This window comes from Aliifodinibius sp. S!AR15-10, assembly GCF_031569985.1.
In the GTDB taxonomy this organism is placed as follows: Bacteria; Bacteroidota; Rhodothermia; order Balneolales; family Balneolaceae; genus JAMQKA01.
The window spans coordinates 86,944-111,269 of sequence record NZ_JAMQKA010000011.1 but is presented as its reverse complement, the minus strand read 5'-3'; the positions used below and the strand labels follow the sequence as shown (position 1 = coordinate 111,269).

Sequence of the window (24,326 nt, the reverse complement as noted above, 5' to 3'; positions counted from 1 at the left end):
CTAATTACTCTTCCAATTCACTTCCGATGGGAAATACCTCAGACCGCACGTGGGCCTGCTCCATAATCTGCCGCATCTCCTTCACCACGTCAGGATGTTGATCCGCAACATTGTTCTCCTCGGAAAGATCCTCCTCCAGGTTATAAAGTTCGATCGGAGCATTGGGGTTTTCATTCAGATTTAGGCGCACCGCTTTCCACTGGTCTTTTCGCACCGCCTGCTTGCCGCCCCGCGCCGGGAATTCCCAGTACAGGTATTCGCGCTGCCGCTGCTCCCCGTTGCCGGTTAATGTCGGAGCCATGGAAATACCATCTATATTCGGCGGAGCAGCCACCCCGGCCAGCTCGGCAAATGTTGGCAACATGTCTTCAAACGCTGAAATATGACCGCTTTCGCTGCCTTCCGGCACGGTTCCCGGCCACCAGGCGATGGTCGGCACGCGTATGCCGCCTTCATACAGGTCGCGCTTGACACCGCGCAGGGGACCGTTGCTGTCAAAGAATTCAGGATCGTGGCCGCCCTCCACATGGGGACCGTTGTCACTGGAAAAGATGATAAGCGTGTTTTCAGCAATGCCCTGATCTTGAAGCTTCTTCATCACCTGACCTACATATTTATCAAGCAGGGTGACCATCCCGGCAAACGCCGCCCGGGGACGGGGCTGGGCCGCATAATGTCCACCTTCGAAAGGCTCTTCTTCAAAGATGCTCTCCCCGTTTTGGTCAAGATAAGGCGCCATCGCCTCCTCGGGCACCGTTATGGATGCGTGGGGAATATTGAGCGGCAGATACGCAAAAAACGGGTCCCCTGCGCTGGCATTCTCTTCAATGAAAGACAGTGCTTCCTCCATTATAGCGTCCTGGCTATACACAGCGGCATTTTTGGGCGGCCCCGATCCCGGGTGCTCAAATCCTTCCCGTGAGGTCTCGATCACTTCGTTGCCTTCCAGCGGCACGCGTTCAGGCGCCTGGCCCGGCACCTCGCGAAACAGGAATTCGGGGTAATAAAAGTGTGCCCGGCGCTGATCGTTATATCCAAAGAACAGGTCAAATCCCTGTCGCGATGGGGATCCTTCCGACCCGGGATAGCCGAGCCCCCATTTCCCAAACGCCCCGGTTGCATATCCTGCCTCATGTAATATCTCCGCCACGGTCGGCACGCCATAGGGCAGGGGATATTGCCCTATCGGCATCCGCTCCTCGTTGCCCCGGACCGGTGTGTGCCCCGTGTGAAGCCCGGTCATCAAGACTGAACGGGAGGGAGCACATACCGTGCTGCCGGAATAGTGCTGGGTTAGGCGCATCCCTTCGGCGGCCATCTTGTTCAGGTTGGGCGTTTCTATTTTCGTTTGCCCAAACGGACCTATATCACCATAGCCCAGGTCATCGGCCAGGATGTAAATGATGTTGGGCTGCTCATTTTGTGGATCCACTCCTTCATTTGCCCTTTGCTGCTGACAGCCGTAGAGCATCGACAGCAGAAAGAGAGTAAAACAAATAATTCCTATTCCATGCTTCATATCGCTTCCCAAGTTTTTATCCATTGTGTAAATAACGTCAGCTCGGTTTAAGGATAGCCAAAATGGCGCTTCATTTGCTGAATTTTTAGGATTTAGAGGTGTTCATTTTTTCAACGACAAAAAATGAACCAAAAAAATCGCCGGCTGGTGAAATTTTTGTTGCGTTCGCCGCACCTGCGCTAAAACCATTTAACTCGATCCGCTGGAAAACGCGGATCTCAAACACAAATGGTTTCTTCACGCTCCGGCTTGGCTCACTTGAGCAACAAAAATTTCGAAAGGCCGGTTTATAGATTCCATATTAACTTCTGCTTATCCCGTTCACGTTAAATATGATCCCTTAATTAAATGTTAACAATTGTACTGTGTACTTCTTCTCTATGCATCGCACTTTGCCCATCAAACTTGCGGACCTATCTTCCATAATCCGACTGCATGGTGTGAAAATAATTCGATCTTTTCCAATGAATTCTGAAATTCAATTTTTGTCGTTCTTTCAAATGGCGGCGTGGTACTGGCGATGGAGATATAGCACCAGTGGAACATTGCTTGTCAATCGTCGCTTTAATTGTAAGCTAATTTCAACAAAGAATGTCTTATGAAAAAGAAACTGTTTTATATTCCGGGAATAATTTTGTGCATTCTTTTGATTGGGTTTTTCGCACTCTCCCTGAGTCTCGACGGACTGGTGAAGTCAGCAATTCAGAAAAATGGGAGTCAACTACTCAAAACGGAAGTTAATGTCGATGACGTGGCCCTTTCTCTATGGAATGGAAAGGGAACCATTGATGGAGTGGAGATCCGAAATCCAGAAGGGTTCGAGGATCGGGCAGCCATCCAATTTAACCAGGTATCATTACAGGTTGACCTCTCAACGCTGTTTTCCGATACGATTGTAGTTAACAACCTGACCGTTCAAAACCCAAGCATCTTTGTTGAACAGAACAGTAATGGAAACAATCTTAAAACACTCCAAAATCAACTGGGGTCTACATCAGGCAGCTCCTCCCAGGCGCACCTTGTCATCAGCCACCTGCTGATTAATGACGGACAAGTGCAATTGACCTCAAAACTCGGGAAAGAACGAAAGGTAGAGGGCGAAATAGCCCAGATAGAGCTTACCGATGTGGGCAAAAAGGGTAGTGGCAATCTTAAAGAAACTGCACGCCAAATATTGGAACCGGTATTACAACGAGCGATAACGGAAGCTACTAAAGAAGGGTTGATGGATGTAGTAGAAGAGAAGGTACAAGATCTTTTAGGCGGGTAGAGAAAAAACACAGGCCACCATCTGCGATGAGCTGTGTTTAAGGGATAATTAGGGCATCCTCACGAGGGCATTAAATGGCTTCCCTAACCCGAAGCTTTTCCCGTTGCAGGGATGTTCATTTTTTGTATGACCAAAAAACGAACCAAAAAAGTCACCAGAAAATCCCAGATATTCACAGTTCTTATCCCTTCGGAGAGAGTTGCTTTTCCACACAGGTTGCTTGGTCACAGGTAGCAGCAGGGATTTTCTGGACTTGGGTGCGCTACCGGAAGCATCTGAATTTATCCTTCTCTCTCCGGCCTTGGATTTATGAGCCGTCCGGGGAAGCGAAGTGTTGGCGTGGTATAGTTATTTGTTACTGGTTATTTGCTTATTTGGTTAAACCAATAACACTAATTCCTAATAACCGATAACTAATCTCCGCCGGTGATTTTTGGGTATCAGTTCTTTAGCCATCTGGCAGCGGATTTGCTCACACAAAAAGGAACACCTCTGCCATGAAAAAAGGCTACGATGACTTTTTGAGTAAACCCCAATTACAGGGCGTCCTGAATTTTATCGACGTAATCCAGCTTTTCCCAGGGGAACTCATCGCGACCAAAGTGTCCATAGGCCGCTGTTTTTCGGTAAATCGGCCGGCGCAGATCAAACCGGTCAATAATGCCTGCGGGCGTGCAATCAAAGATTTTCTTGATCGCTTTGGCAAGCTCCACGTCTTTTACTTTACCCGTGCCGTTGGTGCTGACATTTACCGATACCGGCTCAGCAATTCCAATCGCATAAGCCAGCTGTACCAGGCACTCATCTGCAAGTCCGGCAGCAACCACATTCTTGGCGATATGACGGGAGGCATAGGCCGCGCTCCGGTCCACCTTGGTGGGATCTTTACCTGAGAACGCACCACCTCCGTGGGCACCGCGTCCACCATAGGTATCCACAATAATTTTACGCCCGGTCAGCCCGGTATCACCGTGGGGACCACCGATCACAAATTTACCGGTGGGATTCACATGATAGATCGTTTCTGAGTCCAACAGCCCTTCAGGTATGACTTCCGGGATCAAATGCTTCTTCAAATCTTTCTTAATCTGCTGCTGCTCCACATCCTCATCGTGCTGGGTAGAGATCAAAATAGTATGAATGCGGGCAGGGGTTCCATCCTCACCATATTCCACCGTAACCTGGCTTTTGCTGTCGGGAGCGAGATAGGGCATCAGATCGGTGTTTTTGCGAATATGCGCCAGCTTGCGAAGCAAATCGTGCGAATATTGCAGTGTCATCGGCATCAGGGTGTCGGTCTCACGGCAGGCATAGCCGAACATCATCCCCTGGTCGCCGGCACCCAGTGCCTTATCATCCGAGGCATCCACGCCCTGCGCAATATCGGGGCTTTGCCGGTGGATGCTGGAGAGCACGCCGCAGGAGTCGGCATCAAACTGGTAGCTGTTCTTGGTGTACCCGATCTCACGGATAACCTGGCGAACGATATCCTGTACTTCAATATGTGCCTCGGTATTCACTTCGCCCGAAAGCACGGTCAAGCCGGTTGTGACCATCGTTTCAACAGCCACTCTTGAATTCGGATCCTTTCCAATCATGGCATCCAGGATCGCATCCGAAATCTGATCCGCTACTTTATCAGGATGTCCTTCTGAGACAGATTCTGAGGTAAAAAGATTTTGCATAGTTACTGTTAGCCAAATGGTTAAAAATAAAGCACGGAACCTACGAAAAATTGGACATACTTTACACAGTTTATTCCGATTCTCCGGGCCCAATTCCCGTTTTTTTAGCTGGCATTTAAATTTCCCCTGGATTTGGATATGATAGGTAAGATGTAAAACCTGTTGGCACCTTGCCTGCTAACCAAACAATCCCGGATCTGTTTCCTCCGGGTTCACTCCCAAGTACTCAAAGGCTTTTCGGGTGGCTATTCGTCCCTTGGGCGTGCGCTGGATAAACCCCTCCTTGATCAGGTACGGTTCATAGACCTCCTCGATGGTGCCTTTGTCTTCCCCGACCGCCACGCCGAGCGTTCCGAGCCCCACCGGCCCGCCGGAGTAGTTCTCAATAATCGCCTTCAAAATCCGAATGTCCATCTCATCAAACCCGTTTTGGTCCACATCCAGTGCATTAAGTGCCTTGTCGGCAATTTCGTCTGTTATGGTATCCAGGTCATCTACCATGGCAAAGTCGCGCGTGCGCCGCAACAGCTTGTTGACAATGCGTGGCGTTCCCCGGCTGCGACGTGCAATTTCGAACGCTCCCTTGTCGGTAATGCCGAAGTCCATGATTTTGGCTGTCCGTAGTGCAATATGCTGCAGGAGCTCTACATCGTAGTAGTCCAATCGCATATCGATGCCAAAACGAGCACGCAACGGGGCAGTGAGCAGACCTTTCCGTGTAGTGGCCCCCACGAGGGTGAACCGGTTAAGATCAATCTGCACGCTTCGGGCGTTCGGCCCCGAATCAATCACGATATCCAGCTTATAGTCCTCCATGGCAGAGTAAAGATACTCCTCCACCACCGCGTTCAGGCGGTGAATCTCGTCGATAAAGATGACATCGCCCTCTTCCAGGTTGGTGAGCATGCCCGCCAGGTCGCCGGGCTTCTCCAGCACCGGGCCCGTTGTAGGCTTGATCTGCACGCCCATCTCGTTAGCGATGATATGGGCAAGCGTGGTTTTACCAAGACCGGGAGGTCCGGAAAGGATGACGTGGTCGAGGGCCTCCCCGCGCTTTTGAGCAGCCTGGATAAATACCGAAAGATTTCTGATCACCTTCCGCTGACCGATAAACTCCCCGATAGAGGCGGGACGAACATTCTGTTCAAAAGCTTGTTCTTTTTTTTCGGCGTCTAGCAGTGGGTTTTGCACGGCGAGTGACTAATGGATGATAAGTTTCAGTCCGGCCTTAAATTAATTCATTATTCCCTAATCTCGAAAAGCGATGAGAATAAAAGTAGATGGCAATCAACATTTTTTACTCCATCGGGAATGAAGATATGTTTGAATAGTAAGAGGCCCGTCCCAGCGTGGGTAATACCATGCCGGGGACAGGCCTTGATGAGGTATCACATAGCCGACTTATTAAATGATGCCTACAAAAAACATCAGTTCTGATTCATCCCTTCTTCAATACTATTGAAGTCGATATTTCCCAGCTCGTAGTCCAATTTGCGCAGCAGGCGGAAAGCAGGCTTGCGATACGTGCCATCCAGGGCGTAGGCTTTTTGGATCGCCTCGCGTGCCTGTTCCAGGCTGTCGATATTGACATATGCATTGCCCAAGTACCAATACGCCTTTTCCTGCAACACTTTGTCGTCTTCCACGATAGAAAGTGTTTGCTGAAACGCCCGGGAGGCCGGCTTGAACTCACCGTTGTTATATTTGATTATGCCGATATTGAGGTGAGCACGTGCTGCTACGGGGGCATCTTCATATTGCCGGGTCACATCTTCATACATTCGGACCGCCCGGGCAATATTACCCGAAAGCGCCGCTTGAAAGCCCACGTTCATCAACGAGTCTGCCCCGGTGAGTTCGGACTTCTGCGAACGCATAACCATGGGGGCTGCGAGGTTATTGGTCATATTGATGCTGTCGATTGTCTGATCTGCAAGAGGCTGAGAGCCATCGAGTTTGAAAAAATTGATGGCAATAACCAAGATAGCAACCGAAGCTGCTGCAGCGATCCACTTCCAGGATTTCTGCAACTCAGAAACTTTGTCATTCTCCCTGCCGCCGGTTCGCCCCTGTTTTTCTTCAAGGATCGACTTGACCGCCAGTTCGGTTTCCAGGTAATCGAGATGCTCTTGATTTTTGAGGAGGCTAATCCACAGTTCTTCTGTCTCTTTATCAGATAGCTGACCTTTTATATAAGCATCAATCTGTTTAATGATCTTGATATCTCCTGATTGATGATTCATTACACTAGTATTTTATTATTTCGATTCATTTTCATGGTCTATACCATGTTTTATGGGTACCGTTTACTATATAGACCGATGAGAATGCAATTCCTTACAAAAAAATTTTTATTTATTGCTTTTTTTCTTGTAGCACCGGTTTAACTTCTTGATTATACGGTGTTTTCGGGTCCAAACATTGCTTACGCTGAGGTTGAATTCTGCCGCTACGGCCTCTGCCTGGCAATCGGGATGGTCGAACCAGTATTGCATGAATTTTCGGTACATTTCCTGGAGCTCTTCCATGCAGCGCTTCAATATTCGCTTCCGCTCCTTGTCCAATATCGATTCCATCTGGTTTGGCAGATGAAACTCTGAGCTTGGAACCCGGTCGTAGTTGACCTCCCTTTTTTTCTCCATAAATTTCAGGTAGGTGTTCTTGCAGGTACTAATCAGGTAGCTTAATACCGCATCATTGCTGTCCAGACTATGCTCACGAATCGCATCCAACCCGGGTTCCATGGCTTGTTGCACACTGTCTTCGGCATCACTTTTGGAAGCCCCCATATGTATCTGCAAAAACCTGACTAATCGTGGTATAATCTCTTTGAGCATCTCATTTACACGCACATCATCTCCATTCTGAAGAGCTTCTACCAACTCTGAATAATCCATCCAACTAAACTGTTTAGACTAATTGTTCACGGTATACCCCTTTTTCACGTCAACCAAAGGTATTAAAAACATACCAGAATAATGCATCGGCACTCAAATCACTATTAAAAATTACTTTTTTACCTAAAAAGTCTGTCATCATTTGATATATTTGCTCTTAATTGTCACAATTTCGGGTTGTGCTATATAAAATTTGTGGCCGACATCACTGGTATTCAGTCGGTTTCTGTTTTTTTATGGAATTTGACATAAGAGGGCTTTGCTGAACCAGGGGTTTTGTCCAAGGTCAAAGCCTGAGCGAATTTGAAACCGGAGCTTATTAGCCATAAGTGAGGATTTCAAATTCGCGAAAATACCGAGATTGGGCAAAACAACGGTTCCGCAAAGGTCTCCATAATTATTTATCCGAGTTTTACAGTAAAATAGACGCCTATGTACCGAGTTCAGCTTAAAAATTTTGAAGGTCCGCTTGACCTGTTGCTCTTTTTTATCAAGCGGGATGAGCTCGATATCTATGACATACCGATATCCTACATCACCGAAGAGTTCCTGGAATATATCCACCTGATGGAGGAGCTGGATCTTGAGGTCGCCAGCGAATTTATCCTGATGGCCAGCATGCTGATGTCGATTAAAGCCCGCATGATGCTGCCCCAAGAGGACTCCGATGATGATGAGATGGATGAGAGCGATCCCCGGTATGAGCTTGTGCAACGGTTGTTGGAGTACAAGCGCTACAAAGAGGCCGCCGAAAAGATGTCGGATATTGAGGAACAGGCACAAAAGACTCACTACCGCGGCTATTTCAAAGTAGATGACGTAGAAAAACAGGCCACCGGGGAGGCGATGAAGGATGTCACTATCTTCGACCTGATGGCGGCTTTCAACAAGGTGCTCACGCAGGCTGAGAACAAGCCGACGGCCCATCATGTGGAAAAGATCGGGCTCACCATTGAAGATCAGACCGAATATATCCTGGAGAAACTCCATAACAGAGGGCGAACGTCTTTCAAAGCCATATGCCTTGAACTGGGAAGCAAAACCAAAGTTGTGGTCACCTTCCTGGCCACGCTGGAGATGCTGAAAGAACAGCAGATCAGCCTCTACATCGATGAGGACGATCCCACTGAATTTTACCTGGACCTGCGCCCTGTAGATGAAATTATCGGAGACTCAATGCGCCCCTAAGAAACAGAATAAAATACTATTCATGTGAGTTATAAGTGCTGAAATCGGAAAATGAGCACTTATAATGCTTTAAACCTAACCACTTTTTGGCTATGAAGAATATCACTTCATTCATTTCTTCGGCACTGGGCCCCATTTTACTCTTTCTCAGCGTGACCGGGATTTCCTGCGCTCAAACAACCACGATTGAGAATAACACGGCTCAACTGTTGCCATACCAGGATGAAATTGACACCACGTATTTAAAAAAACACCTCTCGGTACTTTCCCATGACTCACTACAGGGACGAGACACCGGCAGCCGAGGATTAAAAATTGCCGCCCGCTACCTGGCTGACCAGTACCGGGAGATGGGATTGCAGCCAGTGGGAGATGAAGACACCTATTTCCAGCACTTCAATCTTAGTGCCATCAAACGAGACAGCACGGTTTTTGAACTGTCCCGTGATGGGGGGCTTGTCGATCGCTCTGTAGAAAGCGAACAGTTGACTGCCAACTTTCTTCGTTCTTTTGGCGGAAGTGATACCCTTTCCGGGGGGATTGTGTTTGCCGGGTTCGGGATAGAAGATCCTTCCCGTGGCATTAACCACCTCGGTAATATGGACCTGGAAGGGAAGTGGGTGATGGTTTTTCAACAAATTCCTCATGTCGTGCAGGGCGACACCCTAATCGATCCGGGGGTTACCGGGCAGACGCGGTTTGATACCATCATCAAAGAAAAGAGAGCAGCCGGCATTCTCATTATACCGGCCCAGATGGGGGAAGCAGGATACCAGGCCTCGGCTAATGAGATTACGCGCCTTGCATACTCCGAACCCAACCAGTATGAACTGAAATATCTTGAAAACGGTGACCCCGGACTCCCGATGGGATATAACATGGTTAAACCCAGCATGGCAGCGCGCATTTTGGATATTAAAGAGGGTCCGCAAGCACTGCTAAAATACCGGCAACAGCTGATCAATAATATCAACGGGTTTTCTCCCCAACAAACCGGGTATTTTCTTACGCACATACCCTACACTTCCAGCCCGACCATGGAAACCAAGAATGTAGTAGCCCTGCTCGAAGGTTCAGATCCCGAGCTGAAAGATGAGGTCGTAGTACTGACCTCCCATTACGATCATGTGGGCATCGGGGCGCCCGACTCCACCGGGGACACGATCTACAACGGGGCCGACGATGACGGAAGCGGCACCGTAGCCCTGCTAAACATTGCCAAGGCTCTCACACAGGCTAAAACGGATGACCACGCCCCCAAGAGAAGCATCCTTTTTTTGCATGTCTCTGCGGAGGAGAAAGGCCTGTTCGGCTCTCGCTACTACTCCGACCACCCGATCTTCCCGATGGACAAGACCGTGGCCAACATCAATATCGACATGATCGGGAGGGTGGATTCGACCCATAAAGCTGAGGGCGTCACCGATTACGCCTATATCATCGGCAGTGAGATCATATCCTCTGAACTGGACAGCCTGATGAAAGTGGCGAATGCCAAGTCCGGTAATATCACACTGGATAAAGGCTATAACGACCTGCAGGATCCCAACCAGTTTTACCGCCGCAGCGACCACTGGAACTTCGGACGCCACCGTGTACCGTTCGCCTTTTTCTTTACCGGTGTTCACGAAGACTATCACCGCCCGTCCGACGAGATCCACAAAATTCAGTTTGAGAAGATGGCCAGGATCATCCGCACAATCTATGCTACAACCGTTGTGGTAGCCAACGAAGAAACTCCACCTGCAGTCGACAACGAGGAGTTCATCGAGATTACGAGGGCGCAGCCGCGGTGAAAGAGGTTGCGGGTCACTGCCACGCCCCACATTTTCTTAAGGGTAAGGTACCGGAGGTACTGGGCTGAAATTCCGCACCGGAGGAACGAGATGTGAATTCCAGCTCCAAAGTTGTAGATTGGGCTTATTCTGTAGGGGCACGGTGCACCGTGCCCCTACATGTTTTACGACGTTTTATGAATTCTTTCCTCACCTTCCCAAAACCACGAACGGCGCCCAATACACTGGGTGATGAAACAGGGGATGGTTGATCATCTGGAGCTTGGCCTGGCGCATGGCAGGGGCGGCACTGCCAAACGGCACCGAGCTGTCCCACCCCGCCCATCGCAGCAGCGAGTCCCAGCCCCAGCCGGAACCTTCCGACTCACCTGAAGTGAGCAGCGCGCTGTAAAACTGGTCCATAAAATAGGCCGTAGAGCGATCATAGACATTCCAGAGGCTGACGCTCACCGTGGGCACCCCCGCATAGAAAAAGGAGCGCTGAAGCCCCAACAGACCTTCACCATTCACCATTTTACCCAATCCCGTGTTGCAGGCGCTCAGCACCACCATGTCGGAATTGATGTTGAGCTGGTAGATTTCTGAGCTGCGCAGCATGCCATCCTCTTTCCCGGAGGCTTCCTGCGGGGCCGAGGAGAGTGCCAACCCGCTCAAATTGGGATAATCCTCGTCAATGATACCGTGCGTGGCCAGGTGAATAAACCGGTAGTTCTTGCTGAGATTCTCCTTCACAAACTGCTCGCTGAAATTGCCCTCTCTGAACACATCAGCATCTGCAAACTTCGTAGCAATGGAATCGACCTCCGCCAGGGTCGCAGGGAGTGGGGGATAGGCCTCTCCGCGCCGCAATGGGCTGGACGTACCGCCAAAATTTGAACCCGCTATGGCCAGCATCTGCCGCTCATGGGCCGTGTGTTGCCGCTTTTTGTCTCGAAGCAGCGAAAAAGTAGTCATTGAGGGCGCGTATTTTACGCTGAACTGCTCAACCAAAAATCGGTCCTCAATCCTAAGTGCCTCAAACGGCATATATGCCAGTACTTCGTCAGGAATAATCATAAGATTGGCATATTCCGCCAGTTCACTATAAAACGGTTCAATCAAGTAAGGAACCAATTTATTTGAGGCTGTCTCCAGCACAGTTGGCTGGGCGTGGGCCAAAATCTGATCGCGGAAACGTTCTACCAGCTGCGTCAGCTTTTCACTGGCATTCTCAATTTCTACCCTTTCCACCCTTATGTTACCTGGCGTAATCAAAAATATGAGCAGTTCATCCCCGGCAAAGGCATATTCCAGGATCGCCGTTTGGTCGCCTACCAATGCAGTGGCTGCCTCAGCCGATATGGGAGAGGGATATTCCAGCTTTTTATAGCCGGGATTCTGAGCCCGAATTTGGTTCATAAATGCAGCATATTCCAGTTCTGCATCGCGCAGCTTGCTCTGAATCTTCCTGTTTTGAGAGGGATCAGGCGTAGTATCTATTCGTGCCTGCAGCGTCTCGATGGCCTCTAACATCTGTTGTTTTTTTAATCGCGTTTCCACTGAAAGCTCTTGGTCTAGATTCTGGGAGGCCTGTACCAGCTCATCCAGCAAGCTTCGGGCTCTCGATGCCTCCACCAGTCCAAAAGCCCGGCTTTCATCGCCGTGGTACTTCAACACCCATGAGGCGAGGTCGACATAAAAATCGGAATACCCTTCAAAAAAGCCGGACTTGAGGCTTGACAGCTCCCCCACTTTGCTACGGTTGCTTTCAATAGTCTCCACCAACCGGTTTCCGTAATAAATGGCGCTGTCAGACTCCATGTCATCAAAGGTGTGCGCCAGCAGAGAGAGCGGCTTCAGAGTCTCTTGGGTGGAAAGGGATTGTCCTTGATGATAGGCATCACGAAAGTAGCCAATGGCCTTTTCAGGGTTTCCCATATCTCGCTGAATACTCCCCAGTACAACACTTACGTCCACTTTAAGATCTCCTATCTGGGTAGAATCAGCAATCTCTTTACTTCGCATGGCATATTTGCGGGCATTATCCAGTGCATTTCGCTGGCGCTCCAGCTGCGCAATATCCAGGTAAGAGAGGGCGATCTCCCGGATGTTGCCGGTCTTTTTGCGCATCTCAAGGGCTTTATGGTAATTGGCCCGGGCTTTCTCCATCTGCCCCAGGTCTACCTGCCGGGTCGCAATGTTTTTGTACTTAGTGGAGAGCTCTGCGGGCGATGTAATGTTGTGGGCCATGACCAACTCCAGGCTCTCCTGATAGTATTCCAGGGATTTTTTGGAATCTCCCAACTGGTGATAGAGATTACCCAAATTCACTAACAAATGTCCCTGTTTAACGGGATTCCCGGTTTGGCGAACATATTCAAGGGCTTTTTGGTAAGAAATCAATGCCTGGTCGTAGTTACCCAGGTTATAATGCACCATTCCCATATTCAGATAGGCTGTGGTTAGCCGGGCTGTGTTGTCCAGGGTTTTGCTCAATTCCAGGCTCCGGGAAAAATAGTCGTATGCCCGGTCATACATCGAAAGGTAATTATAGACCAGTCCGATGTTGTTGAGGGTAATCGCGACATTATGGTCAGTACCTACATTATTAAAAAGTTCAAGCGCCTGCTTGCTGTGTTCCAGGGCCCTGGGATAATCACCCAGTGCACGATTTACTCCACCCAGGTTATCATGGATAATTGCAATCATCAGCGAATCATTGCTCTGAATTGCCAGCTCCAGCGCTTTCTGATATTGCTCCTGTGCGGCAGGATAATGGCTCTGGTATTTTAAGATCAAGCCCATATAGTTGTGAACCAGCACTAAGTTCCCGACATCTTTGTTCTCTTGAACAAGCGGCTTGATAATATTCAGCCGTGATATCGCCTCATCATATTTTGCCCGCTGATACAGTGATTCTGTCAGATCAAAAAGGATATCAACATACCGGGTCGTGTCCTTAGTCCCATTCTTTTGATACATATTTACGGCTTCAGAAAGGTAAAACTCGGCTTCTTTGAAATTCCCCCTCTCTATATATTCTGAGCCAATCGAAGCAAGTGAGTCAGCAAGCGGCTGGTGCTGTCCTTCTGCCATAAACGGCAGCAAAAGGAGAGCAAGAACGATAATCACACCTCGATGCGAGAGCATATTCACAACAGTTATCCTCTTAATTTTATTTGTGCACACAATTAAGGGAAAAAAATTATAGCTGAAAAGAGTTAAAAACCTTAAAAACCAATTAATTTAAATTTTTTTGTAAGGATTTGGCTTGGCAGCGGTCTATAGGGTGATGGTCATATATTATTAAACAATAATCCTTAATTAACAGGAGCTAGGCTATGTTACTAATTGATGATAAAAGCTTAACACTCAATAATCTTCCAAATGGTCAAGATGATGGCTCAGGAGGGCAGGATTCCGATGACCATTTCCCAGATGAAGAGGATGGTTAGGGAACAAATTTCTTCATCACATAAACAATAGTACCGGCGGGGCTGATCTGTTTTTGGATTGGTCCCGTTTTACTAATCCCCACCCTTCAATATTTATCTACCCAGCAATATAAACGGTGCCCAAAACCGGGGAGAGGCATAACGCCTGTCATTCATCAGGTGCAGCTTGGCCTGCCGCATAGCTTCCCGCATTGTACCTTCAACAAGCATACTGTTGTAAAACTCGATCATCAACTCCGCAGTGGAGCGGTCATCAACCTTCCAGAGAGACACCAGCAGGTTTTGCGCGCCGGCATACTCAAACGCCCGGGCCAGACTCATCACCCCTTCGCCCTCATAAAAGTTCCCAAGCCCCGTTTCACAAGCACTGAGCACGACCAGTTTTGCATTCAGATTAAGGTTGTACACCTCCTCCAGCCGCAAGATCCCATCTTCCTTCAGGTCCGGTTCTTCTGCAAAATAGATGCCTGGATCGATTTCAGGATCATCCGCCATGTATGCATGCGTAGCGAGATGTATGATTTCATACCTGTCGAGCGCAGACGCCTTAAATGCTCTTTCTGAAGCCTGCCTATTGAGATAAAGATCGGTGCCATACCCCTGCATGCTCATGATGGAATCAACCTGCTGCACTTCATACCGGCTGAGCGGCAAGGCTGTTCTTGGCGGTAGGCGCCTGTCCTGACTTTCTTTTGAGGCGGTCATTTCCGCACTGGAAAAAACCGGTGCAAAGGCCAGGAAGGATTTATCCGTTTTTGAGGGAACTTGGGATTTACGGCTCCAGTATTTTACAAGTGTTGCCGAGGGCGAATAGGAAATGCTGAAACTTTTCAACAGGTACGACAATGAAGTGTAATCACCGGTGCCTCCGGCAGATTGAGAGATCAGCGCCTCAAATGGAAGGTAGTGCAACGCGCCGTCAGGTATAATGAATAAACTGTTGCCACTGATGCTGCTTTCCAGAGGCTGGAAAAGCTGGCGATAAAGGGTATATGAAAGTTCAGTATAGGCTTGGTGGTTTTCGTCAACAACGGCTTGCCGAAAATTGCGCACCTGGGCGGCAAGGGTAGAATCAACCTCCATTTTTTTCAAGGTAACCTGCTCCTGGGTTATCACAAATGCATAAACTTCATTTTTTACCAACGAATACTCGATCAAGGTCTGGCCGGGTTCCAGCAGGCGCTGAATCTCCTGTGGCGTAATATTGATATCCTGGTACTTCAGCTGGTGGTATTCAGGATAGGTTTGCTCCAGTGATTCTATATGATTATTTAGCTTTTGCTTGAGGATATATACCGAGTCCTGCAGGGCGGATGTCTGTACCGAATCGATATGCTTTTCCTGCCCCGTTTTTTCTTTTATCTGTCGATGTAGTCGCGTGAGATCGCGGCGTATATTACGTTCGTGGGCCACCAGTGAGTCCGGGATACCGGCAAAACTCTGGGCGTTTGTTTCCAATAGCTGCTCCAAAAGTACTTGCGCCTTGCCCTGCTCTGCAAAGTAAAGTGCGTACTGTATCTGCCGGGGATCCCCAGTTTGTTCATAGAGGTCATACGAAGTCTCCAGCCCGGCATCATAAATTTCATCGGCCCGTGTGCCCAGCATGAGCTTGGATTCATCACTCCTGTAGTCGGTCTGCATCTTTCTGATCAGTATTGAGGCATCAAGGTAGGTTTCGAATGCCTGTCGCAAATCTTCCATTCTCCCGTCTTGTAGGAACAAGGAACGATGGGCACTCCCTTTCCCCTGAAGTGCTTCCATAAGAAAAACGGGATGGGTGACGCTGTCAAATGACTGGTTTTGGGAGCTGGACTCCGATGCACTCTCATCAACCAGTATTGAAATAGCTTTCCGGTAATGAACTAGCGCTGTTCCCGGCTCGTCTAAATGTTCAAAATTCTGCCCGATCTTGGTGTGTGTATCTGCAATAAACGGGTGTTGTCCCCCCAGCAGCCCCGTATTCATCTCCAGGTCTTTCTGCAGGTACTCCAGGGCATTTCTGTATTCCTTTTTTGCGGTATAGGCTTCACCGAGGTTGGCATAGACGTTGGCAATCTCCGGGTGTCCGCCATCGAATATCTGGCGGTGCAGGTCCAGTGCTTTGTGATAATTCGCAATTGCTTGGTCATACTCCTCAAGGTCGTAATGCAGCGCGCCCAGATTTTGATAGCCAATGGCCACATCCAGGTTCACTTCCCCAATCAGTTTTCTCTTGATAGCAATCGACCTTTCCATATAGCTGATCGCTTCCTGGAGCTGGCCCATTTCGGAATAAACGATGCTGATATTATTATACCCCACTGCCACTTGAGGGTGATTTTCGCCCCAATAGTTGCTCAGCGTCTGGGTGGCCTCTTTCATATAATCAAGCGCCTGCTGGTAGTCGCCCTGGTAGTACTTTATAATCGCGATATTATTGAGGCCTGCGGACACATCGGGATGGTTTGGGCCCAAGGCCTGCCGGTCGATATCGATGCTTTTTTGCAGGTATTGCAGGGCCATTTCGTGCCGGGCCATCTTCTGGTATGTAACGCCTATGCTGTTGTAAAGCTGACCAGTAAAAAGCGCATCCGGATTTTCCGCACGATTGCCCAGGTCAAGTGATTCAAAATACTGATCCAGGGCCTTCTCATATTTTCCCTGGCTGTCAAACACATTACCTCTCAGGAATATAAGTTCGGCTCTTAGTTTTCGAAGGGTTCCGGCATGCTCAGCCAAAAGGGTAAGACTTTTTTCCAGATGGGCCATGGCCTGTTGGTAGCGCGACTGCTCGATATCCAGCCTTGCAAGCAGCTGCCATACCTTCACTTGAGGGGCAGGTTCGTCAGCAGCATAGCGTTGTATCAGCTTCCCTGTTCCTGAAATAATCTCTTTTGCACGTTCATATCTTCCGGCCTCAATTTTGTTCTCTCCCAGGTTAATTTGGCTGTCAATCACTCTTTGCCAGACACCATGCTTTTCGAAGAGCTCTGCTGCGCGGTTGAAGTAATGGTCAGAAGAATCGTAACGCGCATGGGTTTGGAGGGAGTCGGCTTTCTGAAATAAACGGTGGGCTTGAAGCGTATCAGGAGCAGCGATTTGTGCTTCAGCCCGGAATACCCAGATTGCAATGAACAGCAAGGATATACTGATCACCTTCTGAATAACGAAACTATACCTTTTCAAGGCCATATTTCACCACCATTTGTTAACGAATCAGAGCAATAGCTGTGTAAGTTTCAGCAGATGGGGTGCCAAGTTAAGGGCTGATCAAAGCATTTGGTTATTCACCAAACAGGGAATGTACAAAAAGCTCCCGGTCAAAAACCTGAAGATCATCAATATCCTCACCTACGCCAATATATTTCACCGGCACATTAAATTCATGGGAAATTCCGAGCACAATCCCACCTTTTGCTGTCCCGTCGAGCTTGGTCAGTACCAGGCCGGTGATATCTACAAACGAAGTGAAGGCTTCGGCCTGCTGCATAGCGTTTTGACCAGTAGAGGCGTCGAGCACCAGCATCACTTCATGGGGTGCGCCTTCAACCACTTTCCCGATGACGCGCTTAATTTTTGCCAGCTCATCCATCAGCGACTTTTTGTTGTGCAGCCGCCCGGCCGTATCCACGATGGCGACGTCGGCACCCCGTGATTTTGCTGCCGAAACGGTATCATAGGCCACAGCAGCGGGATCCGCACCCTGTCCCTGCTCAATGAGCGGCACATCGGCGCGCTCGCTCCAGATCTTAAGCTGATCTACGGCAGCCGCCCGAAATGTATCGGCCGCCCCGATCATCACTTTTTTTCCGGCCTGCTTGTAGAGATAGGCCAGCTTACCGATTGTGGTGGTTTTTCCAACGCCATTCACTCCGACAACCAAGATAACATGCGGCTTTTGGGGAAACTCGGCATCAAATTCGGCGGGCTTGTCGACCGAGCTCTCCTTCAGCAAGCCAATAATCTCCTCCTGCAGCATACTTTGCAGTTCACTTTCCGTAAGATACTTGTCGCGCGAAACACGTGCCTCGATGCGGTCAATTATCTGAAGCGTCGTCTGAACCCCTACATCGGATGTAATCAGGATCTCCTCAAGCTCATCAAGGACGGCATCATCTACCGTATTTTTCCCGGCGACCGCCTTGCCGATTTTCTCCAACAGGGAGGAGCGACTCTTTTCGACCCCTTTATCGACTTTCTCTTTCTTCTTAAGTCCAAGCTTTTCTAAAATACCCATGTACGGATTCTACATTGAAACTAGTTAACATTACGCTGCGAAACATCGGATTCACGCTTCATGAACCTCATTTGGTTTCTCCAGGTTCCATTAGCTGAATTCTGCACCGCGCGTGATCTCATTAAAACGTTGAAGATAATCAAAAAACGAGAAAACCATTAGCGCAATGGCGTTCCCCATAAAGAAAAAATGAAACGGCACGGCCTCCGGGAAAAGGAATACACTCAGCCAGTAGGCTGCCAGCCCATTTACAGCAAATTTGCCGGAAGTCACGGCCATAGCCACTTTACCACGATTTATTTTTATATAGATTGATCCTGACAAGATAAGGAGGTCCCTGAAGACGGCAAGGGCGAAGAACCAGAGTGGAATAAACCCGATATACACCGTATAGATAAACAGGAAAAAAGCGGTAAGCTTGTCGGCAATGGGATCGAGCACTTTGCCGAGTTCTGAGACTTGATCGGTTTTTCGCGCTATTATGCCATCCAGGTAATCGGAAATAACCCCGTAAATGAGAAGCACGATAATGGGCCAGGTTACCTGGTAGTTATTGACATAGTGAAGGTAAATGACAGGGAATGAGATTATGGTTCTTGAAGCAGAGATAGCGTTGGACCATGTAATAATTTTATCCCTGACTTCAATTTTAGGTGTCTTCTTCGGTTTATTTTCCACTGTTTCTGGCCACACTAAATAGTTATACTTCGATCATCAAAGGTATGAATTCAATTGGAAAAGAAAAGGAGTTTACCCGATGAGCATATTATCAGAGAGCCAGAAACTTATTGAGCGCAGAATCAGCTCGAAGGAGATCTTCGACGGCCGCCTGCTGCACGTATTTTTTGATGAAGCCAAGCTTCCCGACGGCTCGGAATCGACCCGCGAGTGGATAAAACACCCGGGGGCATCGGCCGTGTTGCCTGTTTTTGAAAACGGCGATGTGATGCTGGTCAAGCAGTTCCGCTACCCGGTGAGCCAGATTTTTTATGAGGCCCCGGCCGGTAAAATTGATCCCGGGGAAACAGCCGACAGCACCGCCGTGCGTGAACTGCAGGAAGAAGCAGGACTGACCTGCCAGCAGTTTCACTACATTGGGCATTTTTATCCGAGTATTGGTTACACGGACGAGATCATTCATCTTTATGTCGCCTGGGATATCGAAGAGTTTGAACAGGCGGTGGATGACGATGAATTTCTGGTAAAGGCACGACTCCCTTTTCGCGAGGCGGTGGAGATGGTTTATTCCGGCGAAATTTCAGATGGAAAGACCGCCATCACTATACTGCGAACCTGGCACTGGTGGCAGCAGGAGGGCCCTTTCGAGGTGTGAAATACATTGCTTAGAGATAGTACTGCGAGCTTCAGCTCGCAAAAGGTATCATCCTAAACTGAAAGTTACCGGGGATTTTGCAAGGAAAGAGTCATTGATAATATTTTAAAAGCGAGATCAATTTCATGAGCTTTACGAGATCCTGAAACAATTTCAGGATGACACATTGCTTATTTTCACCGTAGTGGAATTATCACTAAGAAGGTAAAAGTATAGGTATTAACCCGGTGATTAAATCTATCCGCGCCAGCGATATTGTTATTGGGAAACATACATTTACCTGACTACTAGTTGTCAACAAATCATCCCTTTACCAATAACAACTCTCGCGAGCTGAAGCTCGCGGTACTTAGGGTGTTCGTCTCACCTCTGCTGTCTCACATCTCCCATCACTTAATTATTTCCTCTTCCACGGCAAGTTCGTAGAGTGATTTGTGTAGATCGGTGTCTTCTATGTCTCCACGTTTAATAAGCTCATTCACTTCCTCTCCTTTGAGCAGCAGGATGCACCCCATTTTGTTGAGCTCTTCATCAAATTTTCGGGGGTCTGCCAGGGAAAGTTGCTCCAGGTCGATGCCATCGGGACTTTTATTCAAATTGACCAGGGCATAAAACTTGTCAGATTCTTCCTCTCCAAATCCAAAGATTTCGAGTTTTGTATCATCTTTTTTCAGCATATATAAAATTGGTTTCTCTAAAATTCTTTGTTTGCATGATGGTTAATAAAATGTTCAAATCTCAAAACACAAATAACAAACCTGGTTTGATATTTTCTTATTGCCATTTGCTATTTATTTAATCACATCACTTCTTGTAGCGATCCAGAAAGTCACGGGCTTTAATCAGTTCTTCCACCTCGTCAGTTTCTTTGTTAATTACCGCTACCTGGAAAAGGCTGATGATCGCTTGGTTTTCAATGCATTCAATCGTCTCATCCAGCGTTTCGCACTCCTGCTTCTCACTGACCAGGTCGTTGATCCCCTTCACTACATACCGAAAGTTGCCCGTTGATTTCTTTTCCTTCTTTTGAGTAGCATTACCCGCCGCCGGTTCATCAAAATACTCGCGCAATGCTTCTTCGGTCACGTACCATTGCACCCCCAGCTTTCGCGCCCGAATCTTGCCCTCACGCAGGTAAGCACGGATGGTCATCTTGCTGAGACCAAGCTTTTCGTGGAGATCATCTACGGAGTATAACGTAAGGCTTCCTATCTGTTTAGGCATAAATAAGCTTTTAAAATCCAGATTTAATTAGTTATCACTCAAAATTTTGAGTGATAAAAACTATATGTTAAATACATAAAACTCAATCTTATTTATGTATTACTTATACATTAACCTACTAACAAAAAGTTTACTTGATCTGTATAGGGTCTACACCTTATATTATTAACAGTTGTCTGAAACAAAGTCCTCGACCGAGGGCTTTTTCTTTTTTCTTCCCTCCCTGGCTGATTTATATTTCCTACCAAACCAACTTTATCACACAACATTTTTTAGCGATGGATAAGCTTAGAGAACACCTGCTTGACCAACTCGTTAACGAACATGCCCACACCAGTTTTAGCAATGCTGTGTCGGGACTCACCCCCAATGAGGTCGGCATTCAGCCCGACTCGCTTCCCTATTCCATCTGGCAGCTTGTCGAGCATATCCGCATCGCGCAGTCCGATATTGTGCAGTTTTGCATCGATCCTGACTACCAGTCGCCTGAGTGGCCAAAGGGTTACTGGCCTACCAACGCTGCACCATCAGGCACAAAGGAGTGGAAAGACTCAATCAAACAGATCGAATCTGACCTGCAACAGATGGTGGAGCTGGTAAAAGATCCTAAGAACGACCTGTTTGAACCGTTTCCACACGGCGACGGCCAGACCCTGTTTCGGGAAGCCATCCTGGTTATCGACCACAACTCATATCATACCGGGCAGATTGTAACCATGCGGCGCCTGCTGGGATTATGGTAGATGATTTAAAGCTTACAATTCCGCATCTTCAAGGGTTGAGATGGAGCCGCTGCAATTGCGAGCTCCCGAACCGATAAGCCGATTCGATGAGGGAATTACTTAAATTTTTTAAATATGTGCGGCTGGGGTACCTGTTGTTCACCTCCCTGCTGATACTGGGTGCGGTTTTTGGCTTTTTTGAGATCGTTCAGCTTACTATCCTGGAAAACCCTTCGCTCAGCACACTGCGCTGGCTCTATTTTACCCGGGGCGTGCTGGTAGCCTTCCTGCTCGTATCATGGGCGGCCTGGACCGTCTACAACTACCGTCAGCTGTATGAAGACAAGCTGGAAGTCGCCGAAGGGCGCTACAAAGATATTATTGAGCATTCTGCAGATGCCATTATCTCTGTCAATAATGATGATACGATTACTTCTTGGAATCGGGGTGCAGAAAAGATATTTGGGTGGAACCGGGAAGAGATTATTGGTAAATCGATGAAAATCTTTATCCCGGAGGACCTGCTGGAAGCACGCGAACTCGACTGCCTGGAATTTGGCATGACCTACCGTGGCTACGTGCAAAATTATGAAACCGAGCGCCTGACCAAGAGCGGGAAACGCGTGTTGGTCAGTCTGACGGAATCGTTTATCCGGGATGTAGACGGGGAAATCGTGGGGCGGTCGCAGGTGCTGCGGGATTTGACGGAGTTGCGCATGCGGGAGGAGCAGGTGCAGCAGTCGGAACGGCTGGCAGCCGTCGGACACATGGCAGCCGGGGTGGCGCATGAGATCGGTAATCCACTTACCGCCATCTCTTCGCTGACCCAGCTCGTTCTGCGCAGAACGGAAGATGACTTTGCCCGGGAACAACTGGCAAAGGTCCGCGAGCAGATACAGCGAATCAACAAAATTGTGCGCGACCTGGTGGACTTCTCCCGCCCCTCCAGCCTGGACCGCAAGGAAACACAGGTCAATCGTATCATCGAATCGGCGGTGGGGCTGCTCAAGCATGATGCCCGTTGCCGCGATGTGAATTTCAACCTGGAGCTGAGTCCCAATCTGCCGGAAGTCCTCTGCGTACCCGATCATATTCACCAGGTGCTGGTCAACCTGCTACTCAACGCCGTGGATGCCATGAAGGAGATTGAAGAGCCAAAAATTATTGTCGAAACCACCCGCACCAAAGAACCCGATGGCATTCAGATCAAAGTCTCGGACATCGGCACAGGTATAACAGAGGAACACATGGATCACATTTTTGAGCCCTTCTTCACCACCAAGGAAGTGGGTGCCGGCACCGGACTCGGACTATCGGTGAGTCACGGTATCATCAACAAAATGGGCGGCAACATTGCGGTAGACTCCACGCCCGGGGAGGGGACGACGTTCAATATTGTACTACCAATCAGAACTTACAACAACCAGCCACAACAGTAGATGAAAGGATCAATTTTAATAGCCGACGATGAAAAGGAGATCAGGGAAACGCTATCCATGGTACTGGAGGATGAGGGGTACAAATGCCATACTGCCAGCGATGGGGAAGAGGCGATCCAGGCCATCCAGGAGGGGCGATTTGATATCCTTATTACCGACCTTAAGATGCCCGGGGCCGATGGTATTGAAGTGCTGCAAAAAACGAAGCAGCTCTCTTCGCAAACGCTCACGATTATCATCACTGCGCACGCCACGGTGGAGACGGCCGTGGAAGCACTGCGACAGGGAGCTTCTGACTACATCCTGAAACCGGTCGACTTTGAAGAGGTCATTATCCGGATACAAAACCTGCTGGAACACAAGGAGTTGATCCAGGAAAACCGCTACCTGCGCGAGCAGATTGACCGCAAGTTCAACTTCAACCATATCATTGGTGAAAGCGAGGCGATGAAGCAGGTGTACGACATGATCAGCCGGGTAAGCAACGCTTCCACCCATATCCTGATCACCGGCGCCAGTGGCACGGGGAAAGAGCTGGTGGCGCGTGCCATACACTCCAATAGCGACCGGTCCAAAAAACCATTCCTGGCATTGAATTGTGGCTCCATCCCCGATGACCTTGTGGAAGCGGAACTTTTCGGCTATAAAAAAGGAGCTTTCACCGGTGCCGAAAAAGATCACGAGGGCATCTTTGAAGCGGCCAACGGTGGAACGGTGTTCCTCGACGAGATCGGGGAGCTGCCTCCCAACGTGCAGGTCAACCTGCTACGGGTGCTCCAGGAAAAAGAGGTGAAACCGGTGGGATCAAATCAAACCGTAAACTTTGATGCCCGCATTATTACTGCGACTAACCGGGACCTTAAAGAAGAGGTGGAAAAGGGCAATTTCCGGGAGGATCTCTATTTCCGGCTCAACGTGGTGGAGATCTCGATGCCGTCGCTCTCTGAGCGTAAAGAAGATATCCCGGTGCTCACCCATCATTTCCTAAACAAGTACAACCGCGAGCTAAACCGGGCGGTCAAAGGAATAACCAGCGATGCCATGACCGCGCTGATTTCCTACGACTGGAGAGGGAACGTCCGCGAGCTGGAAAATGTCATTGAGCGCGCCGTACTGCTGGGCACCGAGGATCATATCACAATTGGCGACCTGCCGGCCTCTATACGGAATACCGAGGAAAAGATAGAGCTTGACAGCCAGTCGCTCGACTCTGCTGTGCAGGCCTTTGAAAAGCACCACATCAAAAGTGTGCTCAAACGAACGGACGGCAACAAATCGGAGACGGCGCGCCTGCTGGGCATCGATCCCTCTACGCTGTATCGTAAAATGGAGCGGTACAGGATAGAGTTGTAGTAAATGGCACTTCTACAAGCTACAAATAACGTCAGTTCGATATAAAAACTTTCAAGTGGGATTTAGCGACTTTCGGGATGAGGCTGTCCAAAAGGGTAACAAAGCCTCCTCGCGATAACAGCTATAATTTTAGTGATCCTTATATCGAACTGACGTTATTTAAAAACGTGGAAATTGGCTCACTGAAATTCTGCTCTTGGGAGAGGACATTCCAATCAGCATTCAGCGGATTGGAGCTGGAGTGGGTTAA

The 24,326-nt window shown here is 48.7% G+C and carries 19 protein-coding genes; 7 read left to right on the top strand and 12 right to left on the bottom strand.

Translation table 11 applies throughout. The annotated features are described in order from the left end of the window. Positions 1–4: 4 nt before the first annotated feature. Positions 5–1,519 carry an arylsulfatase gene (locus tag NC796_RS09525; protein WP_310684155.1) on the bottom strand — a complete coding sequence of 505 codons (1,515 nt, stop codon included), beginning with the start codon at positions 1,517–1,519 and terminating at the stop codon, positions 5–7. An 85-nt stretch (positions 1,520–1,604) separates the two neighbouring features. Beyond that, positions 1,605–1,760, bottom strand: coding sequence for a hypothetical protein (locus tag NC796_RS09520; RefSeq protein WP_310684154.1), 156 nt, complete (start codon positions 1,758–1,760; stop codon positions 1,605–1,607). 357 nt (positions 1,761–2,117) lie between these two features. Between NC796_RS09520 and NC796_RS09515 the strand changes: the two genes are divergently transcribed. Further along, entirely contained in the window at positions 2,118–2,789 is a 672-nt protein-coding gene (locus NC796_RS09515) for a hypothetical protein (protein ID WP_310684153.1), read from the top strand. A gap of 536 nt (positions 2,790–3,325) precedes the next feature. Here NC796_RS09515 and metK read toward each other — a convergent pair. The 4 genes from metK to NC796_RS09495 form a co-directional block, all read right to left on the bottom strand. Further along, on the bottom strand, positions 3,326–4,474 hold the full coding sequence (gene metK, locus NC796_RS09510) for a methionine adenosyltransferase (protein WP_310684152.1): 1,149 nt from the start codon (positions 4,472–4,474) through the stop codon (positions 3,326–3,328). A 177-nt stretch (positions 4,475–4,651) separates the two neighbouring features. Then, positions 4,652–5,665, bottom strand: a complete 1,014-nt coding sequence (gene ruvB, locus NC796_RS09505; protein WP_310684151.1) for a Holliday junction branch migration DNA helicase RuvB — start codon at positions 5,663–5,665, stop codon at positions 4,652–4,654. A gap of 236 nt (positions 5,666–5,901) precedes the next feature. Further along, positions 5,902–6,717 (bottom strand): tetratricopeptide repeat protein, encoded by an 816-nt coding sequence (locus NC796_RS09500; RefSeq protein WP_310684150.1) that lies wholly within the window; start codon positions 6,715–6,717, stop codon positions 5,902–5,904. A gap of 108 nt (positions 6,718–6,825) precedes the next feature. Then, a complete protein-coding gene (locus NC796_RS09495; RefSeq protein WP_310684149.1) occupies positions 6,826–7,371 on the bottom strand; it encodes an RNA polymerase sigma factor in 546 nt (181 codons plus the stop codon). Between the two features lie 432 nt (positions 7,372–7,803). Here NC796_RS09495 and NC796_RS09490 point away from each other — a divergent pair, with 432 nt between their 5' ends. Together NC796_RS09490 and NC796_RS09485 are read left to right on the top strand one after the other, a co-directional pair. Then, positions 7,804–8,559, top strand: a complete 756-nt coding sequence (locus tag NC796_RS09490; RefSeq protein ID WP_310684148.1) for a segregation/condensation protein A — start codon at positions 7,804–7,806, stop codon at positions 8,557–8,559. A gap of 92 nt (positions 8,560–8,651) precedes the next feature. Further along, a complete protein-coding gene (locus NC796_RS09485; RefSeq protein WP_310684147.1) occupies positions 8,652–10,355 on the top strand; it encodes a M28 family peptidase in 1,704 nt (567 codons plus the stop codon). A 189-nt stretch (positions 10,356–10,544) separates the two neighbouring features. Here NC796_RS09485 and NC796_RS09480 read toward each other — a convergent pair whose 3' ends face one another. From NC796_RS09480 to NC796_RS09465, 4 genes are all read right to left on the bottom strand, one after another. Next, a complete protein-coding gene (locus NC796_RS09480) occupies positions 10,545–13,484 on the bottom strand; it encodes a CHAT domain-containing tetratricopeptide repeat protein (protein WP_310684146.1) in 2,940 nt (979 codons plus the stop codon). A gap of 398 nt (positions 13,485–13,882) precedes the next feature. Continuing rightward, entirely contained in the window at positions 13,883–16,960 is a 3,078-nt protein-coding gene (locus NC796_RS09475) for a CHAT domain-containing tetratricopeptide repeat protein (protein ID WP_310684145.1), read from the bottom strand. Between the two features lie 91 nt (positions 16,961–17,051). Beyond that, positions 17,052–18,005 carry a signal recognition particle-docking protein FtsY gene (gene ftsY, locus NC796_RS09470; protein ID WP_310684144.1) on the bottom strand — a complete coding sequence of 318 codons (954 nt, stop codon included), beginning with the start codon at positions 18,003–18,005 and terminating at the stop codon, positions 17,052–17,054. Positions 18,006–18,095: 90 nt separating this feature from the next. Next, positions 18,096–18,683 (bottom strand): CDP-alcohol phosphatidyltransferase family protein, encoded by a 588-nt coding sequence (locus NC796_RS09465; RefSeq protein WP_310684143.1) that lies wholly within the window; start codon positions 18,681–18,683, stop codon positions 18,096–18,098. Positions 18,684–18,762: 79 nt separating this feature from the next. On the opposite strand from NC796_RS09465, the gene NC796_RS09460 reads away from it, so the two are divergent. Beyond that, positions 18,763–19,338 (top strand): NUDIX hydrolase, encoded by a 576-nt coding sequence (locus tag NC796_RS09460; RefSeq protein ID WP_310684142.1) that lies wholly within the window; start codon positions 18,763–18,765, stop codon positions 19,336–19,338. Between the two features lie 389 nt (positions 19,339–19,727). On the opposite strand, the gene NC796_RS09455 is transcribed toward NC796_RS09460, so the two are convergent. Further along, complete coding sequence (locus tag NC796_RS09455) at positions 19,728–20,015, bottom strand: hypothetical protein (RefSeq protein WP_310684141.1); 288 nt, start codon at positions 20,013–20,015, stop codon at positions 19,728–19,730. Positions 20,016–20,142: 127 nt separating this feature from the next. Further along, positions 20,143–20,562, bottom strand: a complete 420-nt coding sequence (locus NC796_RS09450) for a helix-turn-helix domain-containing protein (RefSeq protein WP_310684140.1) — start codon at positions 20,560–20,562, stop codon at positions 20,143–20,145. Between the two features lie 278 nt (positions 20,563–20,840). Between NC796_RS09450 and NC796_RS09445 the strand changes: the two genes are divergently transcribed. From NC796_RS09445 to NC796_RS09435, 3 genes are all read left to right on the top strand, one after another. Continuing rightward, positions 20,841–21,305: a DinB family protein gene (locus tag NC796_RS09445; RefSeq protein WP_310684139.1), complete on the top strand. Its 465-nt coding sequence runs from the start codon at positions 20,841–20,843 to the stop codon at positions 21,303–21,305. Between the two features lie 86 nt (positions 21,306–21,391). After that, a complete protein-coding gene (locus NC796_RS09440; RefSeq protein ID WP_310684138.1) occupies positions 21,392–22,723 on the top strand; it encodes an ATP-binding protein in 1,332 nt (443 codons plus the stop codon). Then, on the top strand, positions 22,724–24,076 hold the full coding sequence (locus NC796_RS09435; RefSeq protein ID WP_310684137.1) for a sigma-54 dependent transcriptional regulator: 1,353 nt from the start codon (positions 22,724–22,726) through the stop codon (positions 24,074–24,076). It begins immediately after the preceding gene. Positions 24,077–24,326: the final 250 nt, after the last annotated feature.

Coding starts and splice junctions, on each gene's coding strand:
- NC796_RS09525 (WP_310684155.1), bottom strand. CDS start 1,519: ATGAAGCATGGAATAGGAATTATTTGTTTTACTCTCTTTCTGCTGTCG.
- NC796_RS09515 (WP_310684153.1), top strand. CDS start 2,118: ATGAAAAAGAAACTGTTTTATATTCCGGGAATAATTTTGTGCATTCTT.
- metK (WP_310684152.1), bottom strand. CDS start 4,474: ATGCAAAATCTTTTTACCTCAGAATCTGTCTCAGAAGGACATCCTGAT.
- NC796_RS09500 (WP_310684150.1), bottom strand. CDS start 6,717: ATGAATCATCAATCAGGAGATATCAAGATCATTAAACAGATTGATGCT.
- NC796_RS09495 (WP_310684149.1), bottom strand. CDS start 7,371: ATGGATTATTCAGAGTTGGTAGAAGCTCTTCAGAATGGAGATGATGTG.
- NC796_RS09490 (WP_310684148.1), top strand. CDS start 7,804: ATGTACCGAGTTCAGCTTAAAAATTTTGAAGGTCCGCTTGACCTGTTG.
- NC796_RS09485 (WP_310684147.1), top strand. CDS start 8,652: ATGAAGAATATCACTTCATTCATTTCTTCGGCACTGGGCCCCATTTTA.
- NC796_RS09480 (WP_310684146.1), bottom strand. CDS start 13,484: ATGCTCTCGCATCGAGGTGTGATTATCGTTCTTGCTCTCCTTTTGCTG.
- NC796_RS09475 (WP_310684145.1), bottom strand. CDS start 16,960: ATGGCCTTGAAAAGGTATAGTTTCGTTATTCAGAAGGTGATCAGTATA.
- ftsY (WP_310684144.1), bottom strand. CDS start 18,005: ATGGGTATTTTAGAAAAGCTTGGACTTAAGAAGAAAGAGAAAGTCGAT.
- NC796_RS09460 (WP_310684142.1), top strand. CDS start 18,763: ATGAGCATATTATCAGAGAGCCAGAAACTTATTGAGCGCAGAATCAGC.
- NC796_RS09455 (WP_310684141.1), bottom strand. CDS start 20,015: ATGCTGAAAAAAGATGATACAAAACTCGAAATCTTTGGATTTGGAGAG.
- NC796_RS09450 (WP_310684140.1), bottom strand. CDS start 20,562: ATGCCTAAACAGATAGGAAGCCTTACGTTATACTCCGTAGATGATCTC.
- NC796_RS09445 (WP_310684139.1), top strand. CDS start 20,841: ATGGATAAGCTTAGAGAACACCTGCTTGACCAACTCGTTAACGAACAT.
- NC796_RS09440 (WP_310684138.1), top strand. CDS start 21,392: ATGAGGGAATTACTTAAATTTTTTAAATATGTGCGGCTGGGGTACCTG.
- NC796_RS09435 (WP_310684137.1), top strand. CDS start 22,724: ATGAAAGGATCAATTTTAATAGCCGACGATGAAAAGGAGATCAGGGAA.